The following is a 24145-nucleotide window of genomic DNA, read 5'->3' as shown; positions in this document are numbered from 1 at the left end:
TCCCCTCCTGGGAGGGGGAGGGGCGAGGGGTGGGTTGACTCCTGACTCCTCCGTCATTTATTTATAACTATTCAACCGGACATGATATTACCTCTTGCCTTTCCCCAAATTGGGATATATTGCCTAAATGTTTAACAAATTTTCAACAGCTTAATAGACATTTCTAAAATTACATAAAGCTTTGAGCAAACCCCTGTATAACCATTTAATAGAACATCCCTACATTCTTTTTCAGAAATGTCTATCTAATCAATAGAGCTTAAGCAAAATAATGTATTTTTATCATTACTTAGGGATAATAAAACAATCTCAAGCAAATTTTTTTTGTTGCTAAGAGATGATTTGTAAAATTAGCTAAAACCCTTATTTAATCCAACTCTCAGGGATTTAGGTCTTATTGGGGTCTAACTCTCAAAACCCTTGTATTGCAAGGAATCCAGCCTCTTTATATTCACTTTATAAATCAGCTCTAATGTACAGATCCCTATCAATATATATAGAAAATATTGACTTGGTTAGGACATAGAATGATAATCAGTTAAATATGAGGAAAAGTTTTTCCCACTGTTGCTAGTAGCCTGTTGCCTGCTATATATGGAGCTACTGATATGTTAGTCGAAGGAAAGGGCACGAACATATCAAAAGCTTAGACAACACAAAATTTTTCCTTCTTTTTTATTGCTTCTTTTTTATTGCTTCTTTTTTATTGCTTCTTTTTTATTGCTTCTTCCTTCTTTTTTTTTCCTACAAACTTAATTAAAAATATCTAAAAATATCCCTAAAATTCTATTAATAGGACTGAAAGGAGCTAAAACACCTCTAACATTATCAGTCAAAGCTGCCCTACCAGAACGACCAACTAAAATTACATCATTATTAAGTAAAGTAGGGTTAGTTTCTTCATTAACTTTTGCAGAAAAATCTACCTGTACCTGACGACGAGTAACCGTACCATTCGGGTTGAGGCGAATAAGCTCCACTTCTTCAGTTTCAGCTCTTCCCTGGTTAAAACCCCCTGCCGCTAATAAAGCTTGATTAAGCGTACTATTAGGAACCATAGAAATTATCCCAGGATTAACAACTTCTCCAATAAGATTAATTTTTAGATTGCCAGGAGAAAAACTTGATGCGGTAACTTCAGCTAATTCATCCAAGTTAACTTCATCTGCTACTGGCACATAAATTGTATCTCCTGACTCTAAAACTAGGTCTTGGTTTAAATCTCCATTTTGCAGAAGTTGCCAAAGGTCTACTTTTATAACTTGTTCTGTACCAGCACGAGTTAGTCGGCGTACCATTATTTGCCGAATATCTGCAGATGGAGTAATACCTCCTGCCATTTTAATCGCTTTAGTGACAGTATGCAAATAATGGTACGCCGACTAACTCGTGCTGGTACAGAACAAGTTATAAAAGTAGAAGTTGCCAAAGGTCTACTTTTATAACTTGTTCTGTACCAGCACGAGTTAGTCGGCGTACCATTATTTGCCGAATATCTGCAGATGGAGTAATACCTCCTGCCATTTTAATCGCTTTAGTGACAGTATGCAAATTAGTATTTTGAGAAGATGAAATATTGTTATCTGCTTCGGTAGAATCTGAGTTTTCTTCTGTAGCTGAAAGTTGACTTTGGTCAATACCTGTTTCTAATATATATGGACCAGGCCGTGCCACCTCTCCCACCACTGCAATATTGAGAGGTTGAGTATTAGTACCAGCAAAGTTAGCATTTACTAATTGAGAAGACTCTACTGGATTAACTTCAGTAATACTAGGGACAAATAAAGTATCCCCATCCCGCAGAGGAATATCTTGACGCAAGTTACCATCTTGCAGTAGTTCCCATAAGTTAATACTGATGACTTGCTCTGGAGCATTGAGTTGGGTGCGACGAATTTTGATTTGCCTGACATCTGCTGAAGTTGTCACTCCACCTGCTACCTGTAATGCTTTAGTCACTGTAGGTAATTGAGTTCCACTTTGAGTATCCTCCCCTCCATCGACAATGGGAGAAATAGTATATGAACCTGGATGTTGGACTTCTCCAGCGATCGCTATTTTCAATGGACGTGCTGCTAGGAGATTGAGATTAACTATAGATATTTGTAGATATTCGCTGTATTTTTCTTGAATTAATTCTTTTGCTTCATCTAAAGTCTTTCCCTCAACCAATACATTACCTACCAATGGCAAGTTAAGAGTCCCATCAATTTGCACTTGATGTTGGCCATTTTTCCCACTATATTCTGGTATATTAAAGATATCTATTTGAATGCGATCGCCGCCGCCCAGTGTATATGCTGTTGAGTCTGGTAAAGGAGTTTCTGGTTCAGGAATAGATATTGGTTCTGGTGCTGGAGGAAGCAGTGGTGGTTTTGCTTCCGTACCTTCAGGCCAAGATTCTGTGAGTTTTGGTAAAGTTGAGTTTGCTGGTGCTTTCTGAAATTTTTGAGAGAGGGGTTGAGCTTGTGCAGAATATGCCAATCCCCAGCAACTGGATAATAAAACTATTATTCCATAACTTAGATTTTTGGACAAAGATATGATTAGCAAAATGTCATCTTCCCAGTATCTAGATTTATTTTGCCTCATTGCTGAATCCCTCCCTATTCTTTAGATTACGCTAAATGACCTGATTTTTCTAAACTATTAATTATATGAGCCACACTTTCTTCTAATGTTTCTTTATCTGTGTGGCAAGTAATTTCTGGATTTTCTGGTGCCTCGTAAGGGTCGTCAATACCAGTAAAATTTTTAATTTCTCCTGCCCTAGCTTTGGCATATAATCCTTTTACATCCCGTGTTTCACATACTGCTAAAGGTGCGTTTATATAAACTTCTATAAAATTTTCATCCATTTCCCTAATTTGATTGCGTATTTCTCTGTAGGGACTAATTGCTGCGGTAATTGCTACTACTCCGTTACGACTGAGGAGATGAGCTACAAATCCAATTCTCCGGACATTTATATCTCGGTCTTCTTTGCTAAAAGTTAACCCTTTTGATAGATTTTCTCGAACTATATCTCCATCTAATATCTCTACTTTACGACCTCTTTCTCTTAATTTTTCTGCCACAACCTTACTGATAGTTGTTTTCCCAGCTCCACTTAAGCCTGTAAACCAAAGAATAAACCCTTTTTCCATTTTAACTTAATTTTTGTGAGTTTTGACTAATTTTACATTTTACCGGAATTTGTGAATTAGTAGTTAAGCAATACCCAATGTAACTAAATTTTTTGACAAACACAAATAAAATTTTAGGCCACCAACCTGTTAATAATTTTATTTACTGAATGAGGGCTATCTAAACCGGATAATCATGGGTAGGTAGTTGAAACATAGTTTTTGTTCTTTCATAATCTATAGAATTAATTTAGGTCTTAACTTTACATTCCCTTCTCTTCGTAAACCCACTTTAATAGCTTTTTACTCAACCCCTTTTGGGAATTTTAGTATTACTTACTCTCCACAATTATTGGCATTTTTTTAGTGTGAAAAATCGGTATAAAAGAAAATTAAATTCATAAATTATTAGTTAAATATCCTGATTGTATCTTTAATATTCGTATCAGATAATAGACACTATCACACGGATTTGACCTATGCAAAGTTATACAGCGATTATTCTTTCTTTTTTATTATTACTAGGTAATACTCCTAGTAGCAAAGCTTTAGTCATTGAAAATGAAGTGGCATTTTCTTCTATATTTTTCAGAGGATCTGCTAGAACTAAAACTCATCAAGATAATGCCAAAAAGGGAAATATACGAGCTTTTGTAAACACAATTAGTACTTCTGATTTTGATTGTGAGGTTGAAAATGACAAATGTCCTCATCGTGGTAGTGGACGCTGAAGCTTATCAAAATGTCTCTTTCTGTATTAAGTTTTAATTCTTAATTACATCTTTGTTAAAGTTACTTAAGGCTTTGGTTTTACGATCTTAACTCTCTAAAAATTTGTCAAAAATTCTCTTGTTAATTAACGAGAGAATTTTATTGTTTAATATCGTAGTAAGCTATGGGGTATTTAAACTATATAACTTCAGACCTTTAAGTGTTAACAGAGAACATCAAATCTCAATGCATTATTAACCTTAGTAACCATTGATACTACTGCTATTTAAGTGTTATCTATAGTACTTTTGTATGTTATATTGATATAAATATGCATGTCAGTCAAAAGTACACAGGGTGTAAAAATCTACTAAGATAACAATCTATTCGCACACTTAATTTGCGTGCCTGCTCTTACGCCAAATGCAAAAAGTCTCAAAGAAATATACTTGCTTGGTGCAAGAGTTATATTTGGCTGAATTTCTATTATTGAATTATCATCATAGTCAGCATATTTTTAATAGAGGATGATACTATGCCTCTTAAGTTTTTGTTATTTTGGGGATTGTCATGAAAAATGATACCGATCTGATTAATAGCCTTAGCCCCAGTGCTATGGATCAGATTATGTTATATTTAGCATTTAGTGCCATGAGGACGAGTGGGCATCGTCATGGAGCTTTCTTGGATGCAGCTGCAACTGCGGCTAAATGTGCGATTTATATGACCTATATTGAACAAGGTAAAAATCTGCGCATGACAGGACATCTGCATCACATAGAACCTAAACGGGTTAAAGTAATTGTGCAAGAAGTAGAAGAAGCGCTCACTAAAGGTAAACTACTAAAAATGTTGGGTTCTCAAGAACCTCGCTATTTGATTCAGTTTCCCTATGTGTGGCTCGAACAATATCCTTGGAATCCTGGGCAATCAAGGGTTCCTGGTAAAAATCTTACTACTGAGGAAAAGCGATATACTGAAACTAAACTCCCCCCAAATATGCCTGATGCCAAATTGATTAATTCTTTTCAGTTTATGGAGTTAATTGAGTTTTTACACAGGCGGTCTCAGGAAGATTTACCACCAGAACGCCGAATGCCTCTAAGTGAAGCTTTAGCAGAACATATTAAACGTCGCTTGATTTATTCTGGTACGGTAACTAAGATAGATTCTCCTTGGGGAATGCCTTTTTATGCCCTCACTCGCTGTTCTTATTCTCCAGAAGATGAGGAGGAACGCACTTATATCATGGTCGAAGAGACAGCTCGTTATTTCCGTCTGATGAAGGATTGGGCAGAACAAAACAACAAGGTAATGCGTATTTTGGAGGAGTTTGATATTTCTCCAGACCGCTATGAGCAAGCTAAAGAAGAGTTAGACGAAATCATTAGACATTGGGCCGATCGCTATCATCAACCAGACGGAAAACAAATGGTAGTACAGATGGTTTTTGGACCCAAGGATGATTAGTCTAATTACTTGTAAATTCCGATCATTGAGGAGTTAGAAGTTTTCTAGCTCCTGATTTAATTTAATTTTAAAGTGAAGGTTGGTAATTTGTAATTTGTAATTAGCAAACTTCTCAAATAGCTTCACTGTAAAATTATTCAGATAAATTTTCATTACTTAGCAAAATTTTCTATAGTCTCCTTCAGCATATTCTAGTAAATCTTCCCTAGTCATCCTACTAACTTTCCGCAAATCAATACTTTTTCCACTCCTAAAAATTATTGTCGCTCTTGTTCCTATAATTTTTCTTGAATATCAACCACTAGATAATTCCGTTTATCTTTTCCCCAGTGAATTTCAGCTTCATTCTTTCACTTTTAAATATTTGATTTTCCATCCATTTATCATCCCATTGGTAAGGATGCCAATAGTCTTTAACTAGCTATCAGCATTTTAGCACTAAGCTTTCAGCACGCTAAAAGCTTGAGTTTACAGCAGCTTTGGAGTTAGTGAGGTACAAAGTTTGATCGCTTTAGTAAATAGAAATCTCCAGAAAAGGTTCTTAAACCTTTATAGTACTGTTCCAAAATCGGTATTTTTGGAGAGGTCTAATAGGGAAGATAGATTTAGTCTTCAATTGTACCTCACAATCCTCAAAAGTGCTGTAAATCCCCGACTTCTATAAGTCGTTTAATTTTACAGAGGGGTTGTCCCTTCTAAAAAGCTGACTACTAAATGCCAATCAGCTGTTTGCGCAGCATTCTGTCAGGAAACGCTTTTTAAGTGCTTTAATTAAAAAATTATTTGGTGTATGAAAATATTCTCCATTATTTTGTTTCCAATACCAATAAGAGATCGTAGTCCTCAAAGCATCTTCCAAATCTTGAGAACAGTAATAAATTGCTTCTTCTACTTCTGAATTTAAAAAATATACACCTATGTTAGTCAAAGCAGAAGCATACTTTTTAATTATTTCTTGGATACCTTCATCTAAATTGCAAATAAAGCAAAATTTTGCCTCCATTTTATAAACAAGATAATTAATTTGCACAACTAAAAGGGCAGATTTTAAGTATTATTTTCCCCTCTTAATTGGCATCCAATTATTTGATATTATTTTGTACTTTTTCTTTTGGGTTTAATATCAAATCCGATAGCATCGGTGCTATTCAGTGTTAAAGATATGTAGGGGTGAACGGCCGTTCACCCCTACTCCCCTACTCAATAAAATGTAGAAAAATTTTTGATAAATGGTATATTAATTCCGGTCTAGACGGTGTTGACAATTAGTTGAGGTTTGTAGACAAGAAGTGGCTTGTCGAAGACTATCCCCATCCACTTTTTTCTTCTTCCTTCTTCCTTCTTCCTTCTTCCTTCTTCCTTTTTTCTTCCTTATTCAAGACTTAATTAGGGTTTGCTGAAAAAGTCTTTTTTAAGGAGTAGGGGAGCGGGGGAGTAGGGGAGTAGGGGAGTAATTTTTGGGCTACTATCCTGCCCAAAATGCTGAATTTTTGAGCATAAAGAGCTAAAAACTAGGTACTTTTTCCAGAGCTAAATAGGCTAAAACCTTTATCTATAAATGCTTTGAGATTTAATCAGCAAGCCCTAATTACTCATTCTCAGGTGATGGAGAAACTTCTACTTCTTGCTCATTTATTGGTGAAGAAATAGACTCTCCATCCTGTTGACTTTCTTCTGTCATAACTGGCTGTTCTGATTCTTCTTTTTCCGAACTTACAGGAGACTCAACTGCTTCTTTTTCTTCTACAGTATTAGACAATTTTACATCATTAAATAAAGGTCGATTAAAAGCACCTATCTTAAAACCTTCAACATCTGAACTACTAACATAATTCCACATCCAACCAGGACTATAAAGTGGCATCATCACTGCATTTTTCAACAAATATTTCTGAACTTCTATAACTTTTTCTTGTCGTTCTTCTAAATTAGTTGTAGTTCGCATTTCTGTTAGTAATGTATCCAGTTCATCACTGTGATAACCCCCCATCCAACCAGGAGAATGCCACAATGTATAAAGAAAATCTGGGTCATACCAAGACCACCCCATCATATCAATAACACCATTACCTTCTGTTTGACTATTTTCCTGTTTTATTCTGGCATTAAGAGTACCAATATCCATTGTTTCTAACTTAGTTTTGATTCCCACTTCTTCTAGTTGAGTTTGAAAGTTTTCTATTACTTTTTGACGGTTACCTCCTTTCCAGGTTAAAAGAGTTATTTCTAATGGTTGATCCTCACTATAACCAAGTTCCTCTAATAAAATTTTTGCTTCTTCTGGATTTGGTTTAATACTAAACTCGGAACAAAGTTTTTCATCACTAGGAAACATCACATCTGCGATCGCGCATTCGGAAGGTTTAATTAAACCTGCAAATACTTCCTCCGTTGCTTTTTTGGGATCTATGGCATAAGTTACTGCTTGTCTTGCTCTATCATCATCAAAGGGAGGTCGGGAAGTAACAAACTCTAAAAATACTATTTGACCAGTATTTTCAGCAGTATGAAGTTTGAATTTTGAGTCTTCCTTGAGAGCAGAAATTTCTTCTAGTGGGGGTTCAGTTAAATGAATTTCTCCAGACTTGAGTGCTGCTAAACGTGCTTCCCTTTCTGGCATAGTTTTAATTATCAATTTTTTGATGTAGGGAGTACCAGAGTTTTCTACTTGTCGCCCATAATTTTTGTAGTCTGGGTTGGCCTCTAGTACAAGTTGTTCCCCTTGAGTCCACTCAGTAAATTTGAATGGACCTGTACCTATTGCTCCTTCTATGCCAAATTTGTTGTTATAGGTTTGAATGGCAGAAGGACATATCATGCTGGAGTAAGGATCGGCGAGAAAGCGGAGAAAGGGGCTAAAAGCTTGAGACATTTTGACTGTAACTGTGAGGTCGTCTACAACTTCGACAGTTTCTATCGGTCCCCAACTGTCTTTGGTGTAGTTTTCTGTCTCAGGGTTGATCGCTCTGTCAATAGTAAATTTGACCGCTTTAGCATCAAAGATTGTGCCGTCATGGCATTTGATATTTTCGTTGAGTGTAAAGGTATATTCTTGGCCATTATTGCTGACTGACCATTCTTTGGCTAGGTTTGGTTGAATTTTACCTTGGTCATCGAAGGCCAAAAGTGTTTCGTAGATTTGATCGATTATTTGTCTAGATAAGGGTGATGTTGATTTGTGGGGATCGAGGGTGTCAGAGTCACTGTAGCGTGCCCAAACAAGGGTACCTGGTTCGGGGGTTGTTGGTGTTTCTGAGTTTCTGGTGGTTTGAGTGTTGTTGCAGGCGATCGCTAAGGTGGAAATTATTGATGCTACTGCTATGAAACGCCAAATTTTTTGATGAGTTAGTTTCTTGAAAAAATTGTTTAGGGAAAACATTATTAGAATATTAATTTTCTTTTAATTTAGCGAGCAAAATTTATAATCACATCACAAAATGTGCTGTATATTTTTTGATTTTTAGTTAAACTTTTAGACTTGACTATAGCAAGGAACGAGTTGGCATTTGACTTATGTTGATGATGAATCTTAGACAGAGAAATTCTTTTCTATTGCCTGTTACCGAAAAATTAATAATTAATAATTATTAATTAAATAATTCAGCTTACTCTGTCTCCCCTTTCAAGGGGAAAAAAGCGGTCGAGGGATGGCGAGGAGACCTCGCCATATCCAATCGACCAAGAGAAGAAATAATATTTCTTGATATTCCACTCCGTAACGGTTTTAACCAGAGGTAATTATCCATTATCCATTAATGAACTGTTCCCTGTTCCCTGTTATACAATGGGTTAAGTTTTGTTAAAATATCAAATGTAAACTTCATTAATAATATTAGGTAAAACTTTGTTAGACGAACAGGCGAAGAAAACAATATTGCGTAAGATTCCTCACGGATTATACATCTGTGGTGTTAAAGATGGTGAGGAAGTTAATGGTTTTACGGCCAGTTGGGTAATGCAAGCATCTTTTGCGCCTCCCTTAGTTGTTAATTGTGTAAACAAAGATTCTATATCCCATGCCATGATTAAGGCTAGTGGGGTATTTTCTCTGAGCTTTTTAGCCGCAGAACAAAAAGATTTAGCTCAACAATTTTTCAAACCTCAACGTCGTGTGGGAAATAAATTTGAGGATATAGAATTTTATCTGGGAGAAACTGGATGTCCAATTATTTCAGATACTCTTGGTTATGTGGAATGTAAAGTTGTTGGTGCTGTAGAAGAGGGCGACCATACTGTATATGTAGGAGAAGTAATTGCTGCAGGTGTACATCGTGAGGGAGACCCTCTATTGTTAGAAAGTACAGGTTGGAATTATGGTGGTTAATTGTCATATATCAGGACTTACGCAAGTTTACCTTGAAAACGCCATATGTAGGGGCGAATGGCATTGGCCTTCTCAATTTATTGTCCGTGCGTAAGTCCTGATATATTAATTAGCACTCAGCGATCGGCTTTTTGATGTTTATGAGTGCTATATAGATATAGTTTTGATAAATAGCTCTTTAGCTCATATCTACTAGATTAAGCTATAACCATTTTTTTATTGTTAATTATTGCTTTGCCGATTAAATCTAAAAGCATTGACATATAAAGACAAGTGCCTTTTTGGTATCGAAAAAAGTGCAAATTTTTCAGCTCTTCATGCTCAAAAATTTGATATTTTAGGCGCATAGTTGGGCAGAAAAATCATTCTTACAATTCTTACTCCTACCTCCTCTAAATCCTCCTGTCTCCTGTATTCTGTATCCTATATCCTACCCCTACTAAAATACTTTTTCAGCAAACCCTAATTATTGATTGATTTATGCCACTAATTAAAGTTAAAACTTCTGTTTCTCAACCAGAAAAAGATAAAATTGACATCCTCTTAAAAAACCTTTCCTCTGGTATGGCGAAGCATTTTGGTAAATCAGAATCTTATGTAATGACTACTTTTGAATCAGATATTCCCATGACTTTTGGTGGTAGTAGTGATGAACCTGTCTGCTACATGGAAATTAAGAGTATTGGTAATATGAATCCTCAGCAAACAAAAGGGATAAGTCAAGATTTTTGTCAACAAATTAATCAGGCTTTAGGCGTACCAAAAAATCGAATTTATATAGAATTTTCTGATGCTAAAGGTTCGATGTGGGGCTGGAATAGTTCCACATTTGGTTGAGTTTTCTACCTTTTTTAAGAGAATTATATAGGGTAGTTTTAACTAATAATTTAGTCACTCTAAATTATTAATAACTATTGTTAAAACTGCCTTTGTCAAAATATTAAAAATCCGGTTATACTTTTGTGATCAATTTTTACTACAAATATTTCAGTTATTACTAGGAGTCAGGAGTCAGGAGGAATAGTTTTTCAGCATTTATTTATATTATGTCCGCATTTCTTAGTAATCAAAAACATCATCTTCTGACTTCAACGGTAAATCTCTCCATACTCCCTGCTCCGGTGCTCCCTTATTTATAAGTATTTAACCGCACATAATATTATTGAGTTGAAACTTGATTTTTAGTCAAAGAGACATTATGGGTAAAGTCTAGAAATATAGTAATTTCAAATAAGAATGAAATACTTTTTCAGCTAAAAGTCTTTCAATGGAAGAAACGCTTGTCTCAATCTAAAATTGAAATGACTATAACTCAAATTCTGCGTAACATTATTTTTTGATCGATGGTATTAATGTCAAGAGATTTTTGAAATCAACTCAATAGGACTACAAAATAGTATTACTTTGACTAAATAGGATTGTAAAGCTTCGCCAAAATTAAAAAAATATCTATAGCACTACCCATTAAGACTAGGACAGTTAAAAAACTTCAAAACATTACAGTTAAAAGTTTTTGCTCTAGCTGATAGCTGATACTAAATCCGGTTTAGAAAGAACCGTTATAGCGCTGCGCGCAGGTAACAGCTCATTTGGAACTCATTTGGGGGAATAAAAAGCTGATAATATAAGATTTTAGCTATTGGACACTTCCTGCAATTTGTAAATATGCCAGCGCACATTGCTATATTATGAAGGTAAGGCAGTTATGCTGAGGGCAGAATGCAGAAGGGTTAGAGAGTAAGAGCGAAAAACGGACTTTTGATAACCGGATTTGGTATGATAACTGAATGCTTATAGCTGAATGCTTATAGCTATATCTTGAATTTATTTCAGTGTAAAAATCCGCCTAAATCAATCAACAAGGCGGAGTAATTAATTCAAGAAATAATACTTATATTAAATAATTCCTCTAGGAATTTATGGAAATACTTTAACTTACTTTTAACATGGAAGTATTCAATAAATTACATTCTGAATCTTCTGAATGCCAAGCTAAACCATCAAAGGCAATTTTCTCAATCAAACTAGCTAACCGTAATGCTTTAAGAGCTTGTTCTCCTCCAACTGAAGGTTGATTTCCTCCACCCACACAATGAATAAAATGCTCTAACTCTGCATGAAGAGGTTCAATATTGCTAGTATAAACCTTTTCAATTAAACCATCCTGACGATAAAGAACCTGACCATAATCTGTCACATAATCTGCTGTTGTTTGCCGATGAATCAGAATTTCATTATTCAGAAAATCTGCTTCTGTCAAAGAATTTTTACAGTGAGCAACAATAGAACGTAATTTTTTATGTGTCACCTTACTAGCAGTTAAAGTCGCTACAATACCATTGGCAAAACCAAGAGTAGCTGTTACATAATCTAAATTTCCAGAACTAGAAACACTACTTCCACTAGCAGTTAGTTTGACAACTGGAGAAGCAACTAAATCTAGTAACAAATCAATATCATGGATCATTAAGTCCAAAACTACAGACACATCATTAGCTCGATGAGAATAAGGACTCATCCGATGAGCTTCTAAGGCCAATAAATCTTCAGTTTTTAGGACTTTAGTAAGTTCTTGAAAAGCAGGATTAAATCTTTCTATGTGACCCACTTGTAAAATTCGGTTAGCTTCAGCAGCAGTATTTACCAAAAATTCGGCCTCGGCGATACTAGCAGCAATAGGCTTTTCCATTAAGATATGGACTCCTGCTTCTAAGCAAGTCATTCCTACAGCGTAATGCTGAAGAGTGGGAACTGCTACACATACAGCATCAACATGAGGTAAAAGGTCTTTATAATCCTCAAAAAAACGAACTTGATATTTACTAGCAGTGTCGAGTCCTCTTTCCACATTAATATCTGCGACACCGACTAATTCTGTATCTTTGAGCAAATTTAGGACACGGGTATGATGCTGTCCCATATTACCAACCCCAATAACTCCTACACGAAGAGATTCTGGTTGACTATGTTTAGTAAAAACGGATGAATATACTTTAGACATTCTATTTAGCACTCCTAGATTCTCCTCCACCACACCTAATTTAGAGTAAGGTAATAGGTTTTTTGTTCAGTCTTTGCAAATTTATCTTATATTTGCTGACTGGGGCTAGTGCTATAACATTCTAAGTAGGTGGCGTTAAAAATTATTGTGATGAAAAAGTAGGTAGGGAATCTGTCCTATTGGCGACGTTCATCAATTGATAATGGATAATGGATAATTACCTCTGGTTAAAACCGTCCTTGATTGAATATCAGGAAATATTATTTCTTCTCTTGGTCGATGGTCGGCCAGCTCCGAGATCTCGCCATCCCACCCTACGGGAAGCTCCGAAGATCAACCGCTGTCTTGGTTGATTGGATATGGCGAGGGGACCTCGCCATCCCTCAACCGCTTTTTTCCCCTTGAAAGGGGAGGCTTTTAACCAGAATTATTTAATTAATAATTATTAATTATTAATTATTCGGTAAGAGGACAGATTCCAGAAGGGAACGGCTTTGTCATTTATTTGAGTTGGTAAATTTTCTGAGGTAGTTAACAAAGTCACCAAGTCAGTAGGGGTGGTTTCTGTTCCGGAATACTTTCAGTCCGCAAATGCAAAGCAGAACCTAAATGTGTAATTAGGAGCAAGACAAACACCAAATCACCAAGTCAGTAGGGGTGGTTTCTGTTCCGGAATACTTTCAGTTCGCAAATGCAAAGCAGAACCTAAACGCATAATTAGGAGCAAGACAAACACCAAATCACCAAGTCAGTAGGGGTGGTTTCTGTTCCGGAATACTTTCAGTCCGCAAATGCAAAGCAGAACCTAAATGTGTAATTAGGAGCAAGACAAACACCAAATCACCAAGTCAGTAGGGGTGGTTTCTGTTCCGGAATACTTTCAGTCCGCAAATGCAAAGCAGAACCAAATCACCAAGTCAGTAGGGGTGGTTTCTGTTCCGGAATACTTTCAGTTCGCAAATGCAAAGTAGAACCTAAACGCGTAATTAGGAGCAAGACAAACACCAAATCACCCGCACAGAAGTTGTTTTTGTCACGGGTTCCCTTGCAGATATATCCTCTAAAGGACTGTGCTACCAGGTGCGTCTGTAACACTCCGCGGGGTCGCACCACTGTTCCCTGTATCGTGACTTTAGCAATATTTGATCTTTTCTTTTGCGGGTTTAATACCCCACCGTCAGTTGCGGTGCTTAAAATTGCTTGGGGTTATAAGACACGAAGTGGCTTGTCGTTGACTATCCATCAGCAATTTTCCCCTCAGTGCAAGATGGCAGAAATAACTAACCAGTTACAAAATCCTAAAAGCCTTACCAATCAATACTTTTGACTTTTGACTTTTGACTTGCGCGTAGCGGCACTTAGCTCCCGCAGCTCCCGCTGCCTTCTGCCTTGTTCAAGGAATTGGTATAAAAATTAGTATGTTATTAGTATGACTATTACTGTACTTGAAAAGCATACCAAAATATAAAGAAAATATTACGATTTTCCAAATTTACTAAAGCTGTATGAAATAATAGAATCTAATAAATATTAAATTGAGGCCAGCAAATATAAAGGCCTTAAATATAAAATTCTGAAAACACCAATCTCTTGTTTATTAAGGGTTTGGTGTTTTCTAATTTTGAGGTAATTTCTAAGAATCGAAGCAATCAAAAATTAGTTCAATATTTTTCGATGACAACAATAGTAATTAAAATAGGCACTTCCAGTCTGACTCGTTCTGAATCGGGAAATTTGGCCTTGTCCACAATTGCTAGCTTGATCGAGACTATTACCAATCTACGTTCTCAGGGACATCGAGTAGTTTTGGTTTCTTCTGGAGCAGTTGGTGTAGGTTGCGATCGCCTAGGACTAACTGAAAAACCTCGTAATATTGCCATGAAGCAAGCAGTAGCAGCAGTGGGTCAAGGAAGACTAATGCGAGTTTACGAAGACTTGTTTACATCTTTGCGACAAACAATGGCTCAAATATTACTGACTAGGAGCGAGCTTGCACGACGTAGTAGTTACGTCAATGCTTACAATACATTTCAACAATTGTTACGAATGGATGTAGTCCCAATTGTGAATGAAAATGACACTACTGCTGTGGAAGAACTGAAATTCGGAGACAACGATACTCTATCAGCTTTAGTTGCTGGTCTAGTAGAAGCTGATTGGTTATTTATATTAACCGACGTTGACAAGTTATATTCTGCGGACCCTAGAAATAATCCAGATGCTTTACCCATTACCTTAGTAGAGCGAATAGAACAACTCGAAGAATTTCAAGTTCAAACTGGAGATTCTGTTAGTGGACGGGGAACTGGTGGAATGATTACGAAAATTGAAGCTGCCAAAATTGCCACAGCGGCAGGAGTACGAACCGTCATTACTGATGGCCAAATTCCTGCTAATATACTAAAAATTCTGAATGGAGAATCCATTGGGACTCAGTTTGAACCTCAACCACAACCAGTAAATGCCCGCAAACATTGGATTGCCAATATTTTAGTACCTTCGGGCAAGCTGTATCTGGACATGGGTGCAGTTCAAGCAATTTCTGAATCTGGTAAATCTCTACTAGCTGCTGGTATTACTCAAGTAGAAGGAGAGTTTTATCCATCGGATGCTGTAGAACTGTGCAATGAAGAAGGTGGGGAAATAGCTAGGGGACTTGTGAACTACAGCAGTACTGAATTGCAACAAATTCTGGGTTGTCGTTCAGAAGATATACCTGATATTTTGGGCTATACAGGATCTGACACAGTAGTACATAGAGATAACCTTGTAATTAAATGTTAACAGCCTTCTCCTGACGGAGACGCTGCGCGAACGACTGGAAGTCAGTCCTCAAGAGGACCGAGTCAGTAGAATTTTTTGGCTTTGCTCATCGGATGGAAGCCTTATGGGGTATAGAACCCATTTGATAGCTATATAATTATGGTAGTCAAGTATTTTCGCACATCAATTTTGAGGAAAAATCTGAAGAAGGAGTGTTGAATTTTTTGTATTATTTCTCCCCACATCCTCCCTCTTAACCGAATAATTAAGGTAAAAATCCTCTCCTTTAAAGTAGAAACAAGCGGTCGATCTTCGGAGCTTCCCGTAGGGTGGGATGGCGATCTCCTCGCCATATCCAATCGACCAAAAGAGAAAAAATTTTCCTTTGAGTCAATCCTATGGGTTTTCAATAATAATTAATAATTAATAATTATTAATTAGGGCTGGTTGAATAAATCTCAAAGCATTTACAGGTAAAGGTTTTAGATTTTTTAGGTCTTGAAAAAGTACCTGGTTTTCAGCTCTTCATGCTCAAAAAGGAGCGTATTTTGGGCGAGAGTTGGGCAAAAAAATTCTCCCCTACTGCCCTACTCCCCTACTCCTGAAAAAAGACTTTTTCAGCAAACCCTAATTATTGAACTCCTGTCTTCTGTCTCCTGACTCCTTCTTCAAATCATTGTTTCTGGTGGAGCAACATCGGAACCAACAACTACACTACCTTTAGTAGATTTTAATCCTGGTGTTTGAGTAGTTTCTAAATGTTTATCTGAGTGAGCAACCGAATCAGGAGTGTCTAATTTATCTGGAGTAAGATTTGCTCCTGGACTTGGTTGTTGAGACATCCAATTTAGTCCACCTACTGCGCCGGCCATTAAAGCTGTATAACCTATATATAGATGAATGGGGCCTATACCTAATCCAATGTCCTTATTGGAGTTAGACCAAGATGGTATTAAGCTTTGAAGTGGATCAAACATAGGTAAAGCTTCTGCTAAAGCTACTCCATCAAATCCTAAAGCGTTACCTATACGAAAGATGAATCCTCGAAGATATATATCTTCTGGTAGTTCATCTGTTTGGCCTTTTTCTATAGCTTCTAGATAATGAAGAGGTACAAAGGTTTGTTTATGAATTTGTTTCATAGATAAACAACGCATTTTTCGTGCTTTTTGTAGTTTTTCCCCTAGTTGCTGTAAATATGTATTTCTTTCTTGAACTAATAAGGCTGCTTTTTCTGCTTTTGTAAGTTTTTTTCTCCGTTTTCGTCGATTATTTTCTAGTGGTAACTCTTCTGAGGAGTTTTGGTTATTTTCTGAGAGATTAGTTTCCATATTGTGGGAATCTATGGATACTAAGGTTGACTCAGTTGTAATGTCTGATTCTACGGTAGTAGTTAGGTTAGTACTCATGTGTGTTTGAGGCTGATTTTGATGACTTTGGATTAACTGTTCCTGATTCATTTGTTGGTAATTAATACTTTTTTTCTGCTCATTCGTATGGTAAGAATGAGAGTCAATTGGGTCTGCTGAAGATGTTTTTTCTTCTGGTATTAATGTTCTAGTCAAGTTTTTTAGGCTGAGTTTTATTGCTTCTAGTCCTAACACTTTGATTTGAGCTTGGTTTTGAGCTACTGCTTCTTCTAGAGAAGTTTTTATGTCAGTCAACATTACACTATATACTTGGCTAGTATAAGTTTCAGTTTCGATATTACTCAGTAGCGATCGCCAATCATCTTGACAAATTTCTATAGGAATATGACCAGAAAAACTATAGCCAGATGTAGGTTTTAATTCCATCTTGGGGTTTGAGTTTTATATATTAATAGGAGTAATCTAAGTAATTTATTCTGGAATTTTGTGTTGATTCCGGATATAAAAAGTGCCAAGATTTAATTTTTGTTTTTTATACAAGTTTCCAAATATTTCAGTTTTTTTACTGGGAAATTTTTCTAACGAGTAACCTTTAATTTATCTATTGCGAAATAGTTTTTGCAATTTAAATTTAATAAGGTCATTAATTTTATGTAAATTTTATAGATAGATTAATTACCTACAAATTAATAATCCAGTTAAAGTATCAATAGAAAGTGCAATTCTACAAAACCATAACTGAATATACAATTTTTTTTCTCAAATAATTCTTGAATATAGTTTATAGGAGTTTTCAAACAGATAGGCTACAGTAGCCAAAGCATTCTCCTACTGCCTACTCCCTGGTTTCTCTCTTGGTAAGCATTCCCTTACCTCTACTTCTTCCAGTGTTAAATGCCTCTTATGGATCAGCTAAAGCTAACGGCGATGCGGGGTCGCATCGCTACTCCCATGCCCCAAAATAATTTTGTAGTCTACTTAAATGAATTGCGCTGTAAAAACGCAATTTTACTGACTACTTATAAACCCGATCTAGTAAAAATAGTCCTACGACAATTCCGATAAAATGAGCCACAATAATGTGAGTATTACCCAACAGTATAATAATATCCGGTGTAAATTTTTCTAGTTCTGTAGAGTTAAACATAGACGCTCCCATAACTAAAGATTCGCCTAATAAAATACCTCCAATTGCTTCTGCTCCTAATAAAGTTAGAGTAATCCCAACCAAGTTCGTAATTAAAGTCCTTTTCACTTGTTGAGTTGTATCTGCCCTGCTTGGCCTTGAAGAATCTGTAGGCACTCGTAATTTCCTTGCCAAGCGAGTGTAACGAAATGACAAGAAGATGCTGAATCCTAGTACCACAAGTCCACAAATTGGAAAAAAGAGGCTACCTCCCGCACCTGCTTCATCCATTTGATTGGGTAAGATGAAAGCAGCAAATAAAAACATGAAGCCTGAAATTACCCCCAATGCAAGTTGGGACCAGAAACAAGTCCATCCGCCGAACCGGAGTGCATTAGCTACTTGTTTAACAGCAGTTGGTAGGTCTGATAAGTTTGACATATTTATGCTTATGTATTGTCAATACTTTGATATACTCACGACGTTGCCCTTGAGAGAAAACGCTATAGGTGGTTTTTGTTTCTCGTGCACCGACCGGACCAGATTCATCTTGTCTGGTCTAAAGGTGCGCTCCTAAAGACTTGCCAAAACATTCTTAGAGTTTCCCCAATGATAGACTGGCGTTGACACTATCTAGACCAGTGGCCTAAATATATTTAAGACTGTAGCATTTATGCCGACATTTGAGCAACATGAAAGATTTGGACTGATATTCCCAGTAAGATTCTGAATTAAGGATTACAGCGGGGGCTTTTTGTGGATATTCGATCAAATTTTGGCAATATGGTTGACTCTAGGTCAACTCCTTTTAAAATATATTTAAGAATTGTAAACAAACAACTCTATTTGTAAACGTTATTAAATTTGAGACCTACTGATTATGACACAACCACAACCTACTACGAAACCGAATCTGGATGAACCAAAATTCGGTTTTAACCAATATTCAGAACGTCTGAATGGTAGAGCAGCTATGATTGGCTTTGTATTAACTCTGGCAATTGAATACTTGACTGGAGAAGGTTTACTATCTTGGTTAGGTCTCAATTAAAGTTTTAGCTATACCTAAATTATAGAGAGCTACTATATATAATAGGGATAGAGGTTAAACCAATACAAAAGTCTATGTATCATAATAAATGTTGAAAGAGATCGAGCCGTTATAATCGCAGTTATTTAACGGTGATACGGGGTCTATAAACTGCGCGGGAAACGTACGCAGACAGCCCCTCATAAATTTCAACCAGAAAAATAATTGAGCAATACGCGCGCACATTTTTGGCGTTATAATCCTATCAATAGCCATGGGACATATAGCTCGATCAAAGCGCACCGCCTGCGCTCAGGTAATCTCAGGGTAAAGACGGAGCAAAAAAGCTTCTGGAGATGGTAGTAGTGGGGGTAAAACTCAGTTTATTTGATTTGTTACCTAGTTAAGAATCTAAGATACAAGAATCTCACGTTATAATCGCACTTATTTAACGGTGAGAGTGTCAAAATAAAGATATGGTAAAGTCATGTTGTTGGTAAGCCTAATATTGTCAACAACTTACCAACAATTTCTATCTAGTTTGCAATTATACTGCATTAATCTAGACTATTCCTAGAGTGAGAATTAGTTTTATGTAGCAATTAATCCACTATTCACCTTGGCAATCTCAATATATGAATTGTAATTTTGGCGAAATACCAGGTTATTATAATTTTGTATTAATTGCTCAATATTGAATATTTAAGAAAAAATCAAAACTAATTTACTGATTTAAAGTTTAATACGGCAGTATAGTTAGTTATACATATCTATAAGAGGATAAAGGGAATTTATTAAATAATTAGCTAAATTCCTTGAAATTCAAGAAACTTACGAGTAAATTTAAGTTGTATCAAATTAAGCTTATGATCGACGCTTTATGGCCAAAAATCTTAAAAACTGCTTATCGAAAAGATCCTGTAGCAAGCTTTTTTGTAACAGTAGGATCGGTTGATGCTGTTATTGGTGGTTTAGGGACAAGTTGGTCTTTATTTAGTTTTGGCATAGGTACAGTAGGACTAGCAATTATATTACGTTTCTGGTTATTAAAGCGTTCTCAGATAGATCGAGCTACTCCTGTTCCAGAATATTATTTGCCTCCTAATTCTTCTCGTCCACAACTACCAATTCTAAGTAGAAATAAAAAGCATCTTCCTTAAATTAAATAATCAGCCATACCCCCAAGCTCTGATAAAAATTAGTCAAGTTCCTAATATAAAGTAGCTTTCTTGATTGGGGCTATCCCCTAATTAGAGATGGGAAGATTGAAGTGTAAATATAATGATAAACACATACTCTATAACCGGATTTTATATTAAGCCATTAATCCTAAAAAATATATGTGGACAGTCTAAAGCCACAGCATAAGGTAAGACATTTTCTACAATTCAAGAAGAAGTCAGGATACTTAGAAGTTGAGAAAAAAGTTTTAGTCTCTGGAATGATTATAACCCACATTCCGCACTACAAAATGTAGCACACATAGAGGGGAAAACTTGAGTAAGTATTTAGACTTAATCATAAATAGTAGGAGGCGATGTAGCTGCGGCACTTGCTCCCTCCGCCAACGCAAATCAAGAGGTTAATGATCAATCCCTACCCTAATTTTTTCTGGAATGATGTTGGCTAAAAAGCTGATTGTCAGGGGTTTTAACTTGCTTGTTATTCCTGCTGTACTCCATGAATGCTTTTGAGAATGACATCAGTTGCCGGAACTCATCAGTAGACATCTCCAAAAATTGCCAAAGTCCTTCTATCACCCTTAGCGATCGCATTTTAATAATTGCCAAGTGCTTAATTTTACACTGCTATTCAATTGTTGATGTTTTTGGGCCTTATACCTGTTTTCATCTCAAGTTTATCCACTGAGTAGATAGTATAGCAATGTGCGCTGGCATATTTACACATTATTTTTTGTACACCTTTTCTAGAGTGCACTTTGAGCTGGACATTGTAAATACCTGAGCGCTCATTGCTATATCTTTGACAACTTGGAGGAAAAAACTTCAATAACTCTAAACGCTCATAAGTGAGATTAGATATGCTCTTAACTCCAGAATTAATCAATAAATAAATCGACTGAAAACATTGAAATATCCAGGGTAAAGTTGGTCTATTAGTAGGACGGCCTAAATGAACTTGAATCTAGGTGGACTGTGCTGGTTTCGCTTCTGAAAATTTTCACTGCTTCTAACACCACAGACATGAAAATCTGATTTAATCCTGTGCGATCAAGTTGGTCTAATATCATGTCCGGTTGAATAATTAGACTTTGGTGGTAAGGAAGGCAGAAGGGTTTCTTCCAATTTTAACCTAATTCTATACACAAACGATGCTACCGGACATGATATAATACCCTTCCTAATCTATCATCGTTAAAATACTCTGCTTTCACCCCTTGGGCAATTAAATGTTCTATAGCTTTCCCCTCAAAAAATTGACTAAACAAATATAATGGAGATTCAACTAATCCTAACCCATTTAAAAGCATTCCTTTGACTGCTTGACCCCCTGTTATTTTTTCTGGTAACTGAACTCCCGCGTAGTTGATTAATTTTCTTTTCTATGCCAATCTCATCAATAATTCCTGCTACTAATCCGATCTGGGTCTAGGTTACTTACTTCTATTGACATTTTCTCCTCTTTTTTGATCTTCACCTCTTGTCTAGAATTACAGTTTGAGGTTTTTTTTTCTTGAGTCTAAATACTTACTCAAGTTTTCCCCTGTTCATGTACTACATTTTGTCATGCGGAATGTGGGTTATAAGTACTAATCATGTATCAAGTTCGATCAAAGTTTTATAAAAAAAAATAAAAAATGGGAACCTTGGTTCCCACTTTCCTGATTTTTGAGATTTTTTCTTAGTTGCTGTTGTTGCTTTTTGACTTGCCTTAACCTAACATTTCCTCCTCTGCCTTTAATATTTCTTCCCTGGTAACGAGGAGACTCCCATCTTTTCAACCTTTGTGCCATATCTTCAAATATAAACTCATTTTAGTATAACTGGGCAGAGAGAGACTCGAACTCTCACGACCGAAGTCGCCACATTTTGAGTGTGGTGCGTCTACCAATTTCGCCACCCGCCCTTACTTTGACTATTATAATCACTTCTTGTCAAATTTTGCAAGATATCCTGATATTTTTGACTACTTGACCATCTGTCAATTTCTCTAGCACGCAATACAGGTAATGGATGGGTTAGTTGAGCTGTTTGAAGTTGCCTTAAAACTTCACCCAGTTCCGTATTACTAAATTCTTTGTAAGCTCTTGCCTGAGCTAAAAAAGCATCAACATTAAGCTGAGCAGATATACTCGGAGAACCACCTGCCAACTTCATCAGAACTGATGCAACTACTTTTGGGTTTTGTGTTGCTAATAGAGCTGCGCGGTCGCAAGTAAATTCTGCACACCTGACCCATTCTAGTATTTGATTTTGTATGCTTTGAGCTATAATACCACCCCATGTCGAAATTTGTCCAGCAGCCAGTACAATTAAATTACCTAAAGTAAGGTATACTCCATGTTCGCATTTAAGATGTCCTAGTTCGTGACCTAATACTGCTTGAATTTCTTCTAAGCTGAGTAATTCTATCAAAGATGTATGAACAACAATGAAAGGTTGCTTACCTCGCATGGCAAATGTATAAGCGTTGGGAACAGGATGTTGACGAACATATAATTGTGGTGGTTCTAAGTCTACTGTTTGGCAAGCATCTAAAAGTATTTTGTATAAATGTGGTAATTGATTCTCGCCTACTAATACACTAGATGCAATATTTTCCATGTAGAAAAATTGCTCTCCTAATGGTCCTAATAATTGCCTAACTAATAAATCTATGCCTGGTAGTTGTTTGATTGTATTAGTTGCTTCTAAGTCTAATGGATGCCGAAAATTATCTGCTTTCAAGCCAATTAAGGGTATTGTTGCCAAAGACATATTTTGTTAATAGTAACTATAGTTACTGTGATTTTAGCACAATTTGAGAAAAATAATTTCTGTTTCAATGTTAAGGAAAGTTTTATTTTTTAGTTAGTTATTGTTATGTCGCCCAAAAAAATTAACTAAATTTAGTTTAAGTTTGATATTAAGTAGAGCAAGCTAAAAAAAAGAGGTTACATTTTTAATCAAAAAAATACTCAAGGCAATGAATACCAACTTTTGAGCTAATTTATAATTTGATACATAGCGCCCAAAATTTACCATTTTCTACTTAGAATGGTTTGGTGTAGTTCATTTATTCAAAAAGGATATTAAAAACTTTAAAAGCTTAAATATATACAGGATATTTCATAATCAATGAGGTACATGTGTGGCGGGAAATATGCCCGTACTTTATAGTTAATCTTTATTACCTCATATACCACTGAATTTTCTGTATGTATTTAAAAGTAACTACTTTCACTATCAAGTAGATAAATTTAATGTTAATAGAAGTTAATAACTTGATGATTAAAATCTAGAGAAAAAATGTCTACATGATTAAATATATGTATTCATTGCGACGGGAAATCATTTAAAAACGCTTGTTTTTTTAGTAAGTAAATTTCATCAACAGAAAGGTAAAACAAATCACTAGATATTCTAGAGTTATACCAACTTTATAAATGTTTGCTACAAATAGCTAGGAGATTTTTTAGGAATCAGAATGAAAAGCTTAGATACCATTTCCATTTTTGAGTTCATAACTTATCTTTTTGGCGTTGCTGAATCAAGGGATGAATCTTTTTTGAACAGGTAAATCTCATCCTTAATACTTCATACTTCCTTTTTGTCCAAGCATACAATTATCCCACAAATATGCAACGCTTCTTTTTAGTCAAAGGAACATCTCCTATAAAACTAATGGCTATTCGTCCTTACTACCCTTATTTTTTTTAAAATACTTTTTTCAAATTAGTATTAGATACCATTAAAAAATGGTGGCAAATTATGGAATTATATTGCCAAAAATTAGTTTAGACTTTGACTAAAAAAACTAATATTAATCATTACAGCAATTTTCAAATTCAAAATCTTGTTCATCAAAAATCTAAAATTATTCCTCACTGTGCAATACCATTAGACCTCTGCAGAATAGAGGTATTAGGGAGTAGGAAGTAGGGGGAATTGAAGAAGGAGACAGGAGACAGGAGACAGGAGACAGGAGGAAAATTACATGGGGATTCTCACCCCAAGTAATTTTGAACACCGTGTAGACGGTGGGGTATTAAACCCACAAAGAAA

Annotated in this window: 17 protein-coding genes and 1 tRNA gene; 7 read left to right on the top strand and 11 right to left on the bottom strand. The window is 35.9% G+C overall.

Annotated elements, in window-relative coordinates:
• Window positions 1–752: 752 nt before the first annotated feature.
• The 3 genes from D5R40_RS19215 to cysC all read right to left on the bottom strand — a co-directional run bounded on the left by D5R40_RS19215 (window position 753) and on the right by cysC (window position 3146).
• The gene (locus D5R40_RS19215) at window positions 753–1367 is read right to left on the bottom strand and encodes a polysaccharide biosynthesis/export family protein (protein ID WP_240041620.1); all 615 of its coding nucleotides are present in this window, start codon (window positions 1365–1367) and stop codon (window positions 753–755) included.
• 40 nt (window positions 1368–1407) lie between these two features.
• Window positions 1408–2484 carry a polysaccharide biosynthesis/export family protein gene (locus D5R40_RS19210; protein WP_240041619.1) on the bottom strand — a complete coding sequence of 359 codons (1077 nt, stop codon included), beginning with the start codon at window positions 2482–2484 and terminating at the stop codon, window positions 1408–1410.
• A gap of 134 nt (window positions 2485–2618) precedes the next feature.
• A complete protein-coding gene (cysC, locus tag D5R40_RS19205) occupies window positions 2619–3146 on the bottom strand; it encodes an adenylyl-sulfate kinase (protein ID WP_124145934.1) in 528 nt (175 codons plus the stop codon).
• Window positions 3147–3604: 458 nt separating this feature from the next.
• Between cysC and D5R40_RS19200 the strand changes: the two genes are divergently transcribed.
• Together D5R40_RS19200 and hetR are read left to right on the top strand one after the other, a co-directional pair.
• The gene (locus D5R40_RS19200; protein WP_124145935.1) at window positions 3605–3856 is read left to right on the top strand and encodes a hypothetical protein; all 252 of its coding nucleotides are present in this window, start codon (window positions 3605–3607) and stop codon (window positions 3854–3856) included.
• 550 nt (window positions 3857–4406) lie between these two features.
• Window positions 4407–5306 carry a heterocyst differentiation master regulator HetR gene (gene hetR, locus D5R40_RS19195; protein ID WP_124145936.1) on the top strand — a complete coding sequence of 300 codons (900 nt, stop codon included), beginning with the start codon at window positions 4407–4409 and terminating at the stop codon, window positions 5304–5306.
• 721 nt (window positions 5307–6027) lie between these two features.
• Here the strand turns inward: hetR and D5R40_RS19190 are convergent.
• Together D5R40_RS19190 and D5R40_RS19185 are read right to left on the bottom strand one after the other, a co-directional pair.
• Entirely contained in the window at window positions 6028–6336 is a 309-nt protein-coding gene (locus D5R40_RS19190; protein ID WP_124145937.1) for a hypothetical protein, read from the bottom strand.
• A gap of 558 nt (window positions 6337–6894) precedes the next feature.
• Window positions 6895–8685, bottom strand: coding sequence for an ABC transporter substrate-binding protein (locus D5R40_RS19185; RefSeq protein ID WP_124145938.1), 1791 nt, complete (start codon window positions 8683–8685; stop codon window positions 6895–6897).
• A gap of 465 nt (window positions 8686–9150) precedes the next feature.
• Here D5R40_RS19185 and D5R40_RS19180 point away from each other — a divergent pair, with 465 nt between their 5' ends.
• Window positions 9151–9630, top strand: coding sequence for a flavin reductase family protein (locus D5R40_RS19180; RefSeq protein ID WP_124145939.1), 480 nt, complete (start codon window positions 9151–9153; stop codon window positions 9628–9630).
• Between the two features lie 480 nt (window positions 9631–10110).
• The gene (locus D5R40_RS19175; RefSeq protein ID WP_124155059.1) at window positions 10111–10467 is read left to right on the top strand and encodes a phenylpyruvate tautomerase MIF-related protein; all 357 of its coding nucleotides are present in this window, start codon (window positions 10111–10113) and stop codon (window positions 10465–10467) included.
• 1093 nt (window positions 10468–11560) lie between these two features.
• Here the strand turns inward: D5R40_RS19175 and D5R40_RS19170 are convergent.
• On the bottom strand, window positions 11561–12631 hold the full coding sequence (locus tag D5R40_RS19170) for a Gfo/Idh/MocA family protein (protein ID WP_124145941.1): 1071 nt from the start codon (window positions 12629–12631) through the stop codon (window positions 11561–11563).
• Window positions 12632–14305: 1674 nt separating this feature from the next.
• Between D5R40_RS19170 and proB the strand changes: the two genes are divergently transcribed.
• Window positions 14306–15415, top strand: a complete 1110-nt coding sequence (gene proB / locus D5R40_RS19165; RefSeq protein WP_124145942.1) for a glutamate 5-kinase — start codon at window positions 14306–14308, stop codon at window positions 15413–15415.
• A gap of 647 nt (window positions 15416–16062) precedes the next feature.
• Here proB and D5R40_RS19160 read toward each other — a convergent pair.
• A complete protein-coding gene (locus D5R40_RS19160; RefSeq protein ID WP_124155058.1) occupies window positions 16063–17190 on the bottom strand; it encodes a helix-turn-helix domain-containing protein in 1128 nt (375 codons plus the stop codon).
• A gap of 589 nt (window positions 17191–17779) precedes the next feature.
• Entirely contained in the window at window positions 17780–18331 is a 552-nt protein-coding gene (locus D5R40_RS19155; RefSeq protein ID WP_124145944.1) for a DUF3611 family protein, read from the bottom strand.
• A 439-nt stretch (window positions 18332–18770) separates the two neighbouring features.
• Here D5R40_RS19155 and D5R40_RS37080 point away from each other — a divergent pair, with 439 nt between their 5' ends.
• Together D5R40_RS37080 and D5R40_RS19145 are read left to right on the top strand one after the other, a co-directional pair.
• Window positions 18771–18941, top strand: a complete 171-nt coding sequence (locus D5R40_RS37080) for a CAB/ELIP/HLIP family chlorophyll-binding protein (protein ID WP_124145945.1) — start codon at window positions 18771–18773, stop codon at window positions 18939–18941.
• Window positions 18942–19786: 845 nt separating this feature from the next.
• The gene (locus D5R40_RS19145) at window positions 19787–20080 is read left to right on the top strand and encodes a hypothetical protein (protein WP_375339391.1); all 294 of its coding nucleotides are present in this window, start codon (window positions 19787–19789) and stop codon (window positions 20078–20080) included.
• Between the two features lie 1175 nt (window positions 20081–21255).
• On the opposite strand, the gene D5R40_RS19140 is transcribed toward D5R40_RS19145, so the two are convergent.
• The 3 genes from D5R40_RS19140 to D5R40_RS19125 form a co-directional block, all read right to left on the bottom strand.
• Entirely contained in the window at window positions 21256–21438 is a 183-nt protein-coding gene (locus tag D5R40_RS19140; protein WP_275670410.1) for a DUF4277 domain-containing protein, read from the bottom strand.
• Window positions 21439–21925: 487 nt separating this feature from the next.
• A tRNA-Leu gene (locus D5R40_RS19130) sits at window positions 21926–22007 on the bottom strand.
• Entirely contained in the window at window positions 21986–22858 is an 873-nt protein-coding gene (locus tag D5R40_RS19125) for a M48 family metallopeptidase (protein ID WP_124146155.1), read from the bottom strand. Before D5R40_RS19125 ends, D5R40_RS19130 begins: the two co-directional genes overlap by 22 nt.
• Between the last annotated feature and the right edge of the window lie 1287 nt (window positions 22859–24145).

Source organism: Okeania hirsuta, assembly GCF_003838195.1.
Lineage (GTDB): Bacteria > Cyanobacteriota > Cyanobacteriia > Cyanobacteriales > Microcoleaceae > Okeania > Okeania hirsuta.
This window is presented reverse-complemented; position numbering and strand designations above follow the sequence as displayed.

Coding starts and splice junctions, on each gene's coding strand:
- D5R40_RS19125 (WP_124146155.1), bottom strand. CDS start 22,858: ATGTCTTTGGCAACAATACCCTTAATTGGCTTGAAAGCAGATAATTTT.
- hetR (WP_124145936.1), top strand. CDS start 4,407: ATGAAAAATGATACCGATCTGATTAATAGCCTTAGCCCCAGTGCTATG.
- D5R40_RS19155 (WP_124145944.1), bottom strand. CDS start 18,331: ATGTCAAACTTATCAGACCTACCAACTGCTGTTAAACAAGTAGCTAAT.
- D5R40_RS19160 (WP_124155058.1), bottom strand. CDS start 17,190: ATGGAATTAAAACCTACATCTGGCTATAGTTTTTCTGGTCATATTCCT.
- cysC (WP_124145934.1), bottom strand. CDS start 3,146: ATGGAAAAAGGGTTTATTCTTTGGTTTACAGGCTTAAGTGGAGCTGGG.
- D5R40_RS19200 (WP_124145935.1), top strand. CDS start 3,605: ATGCAAAGTTATACAGCGATTATTCTTTCTTTTTTATTATTACTAGGT.
- D5R40_RS19175 (WP_124155059.1), top strand. CDS start 10,111: ATGCCACTAATTAAAGTTAAAACTTCTGTTTCTCAACCAGAAAAAGAT.
- D5R40_RS19185 (WP_124145938.1), bottom strand. CDS start 8,685: ATGTTTTCCCTAAACAATTTTTTCAAGAAACTAACTCATCAAAAAATT.
- proB (WP_124145942.1), top strand. CDS start 14,306: ATGACAACAATAGTAATTAAAATAGGCACTTCCAGTCTGACTCGTTCT.
- D5R40_RS19145 (WP_375339391.1), top strand. CDS start 19,787: ATGATCGACGCTTTATGGCCAAAAATCTTAAAAACTGCTTATCGAAAA.
- D5R40_RS19170 (WP_124145941.1), bottom strand. CDS start 12,631: ATGTCTAAAGTATATTCATCCGTTTTTACTAAACATAGTCAACCAGAA.
- D5R40_RS37080 (WP_124145945.1), top strand. CDS start 18,771: ATGACACAACCACAACCTACTACGAAACCGAATCTGGATGAACCAAAA.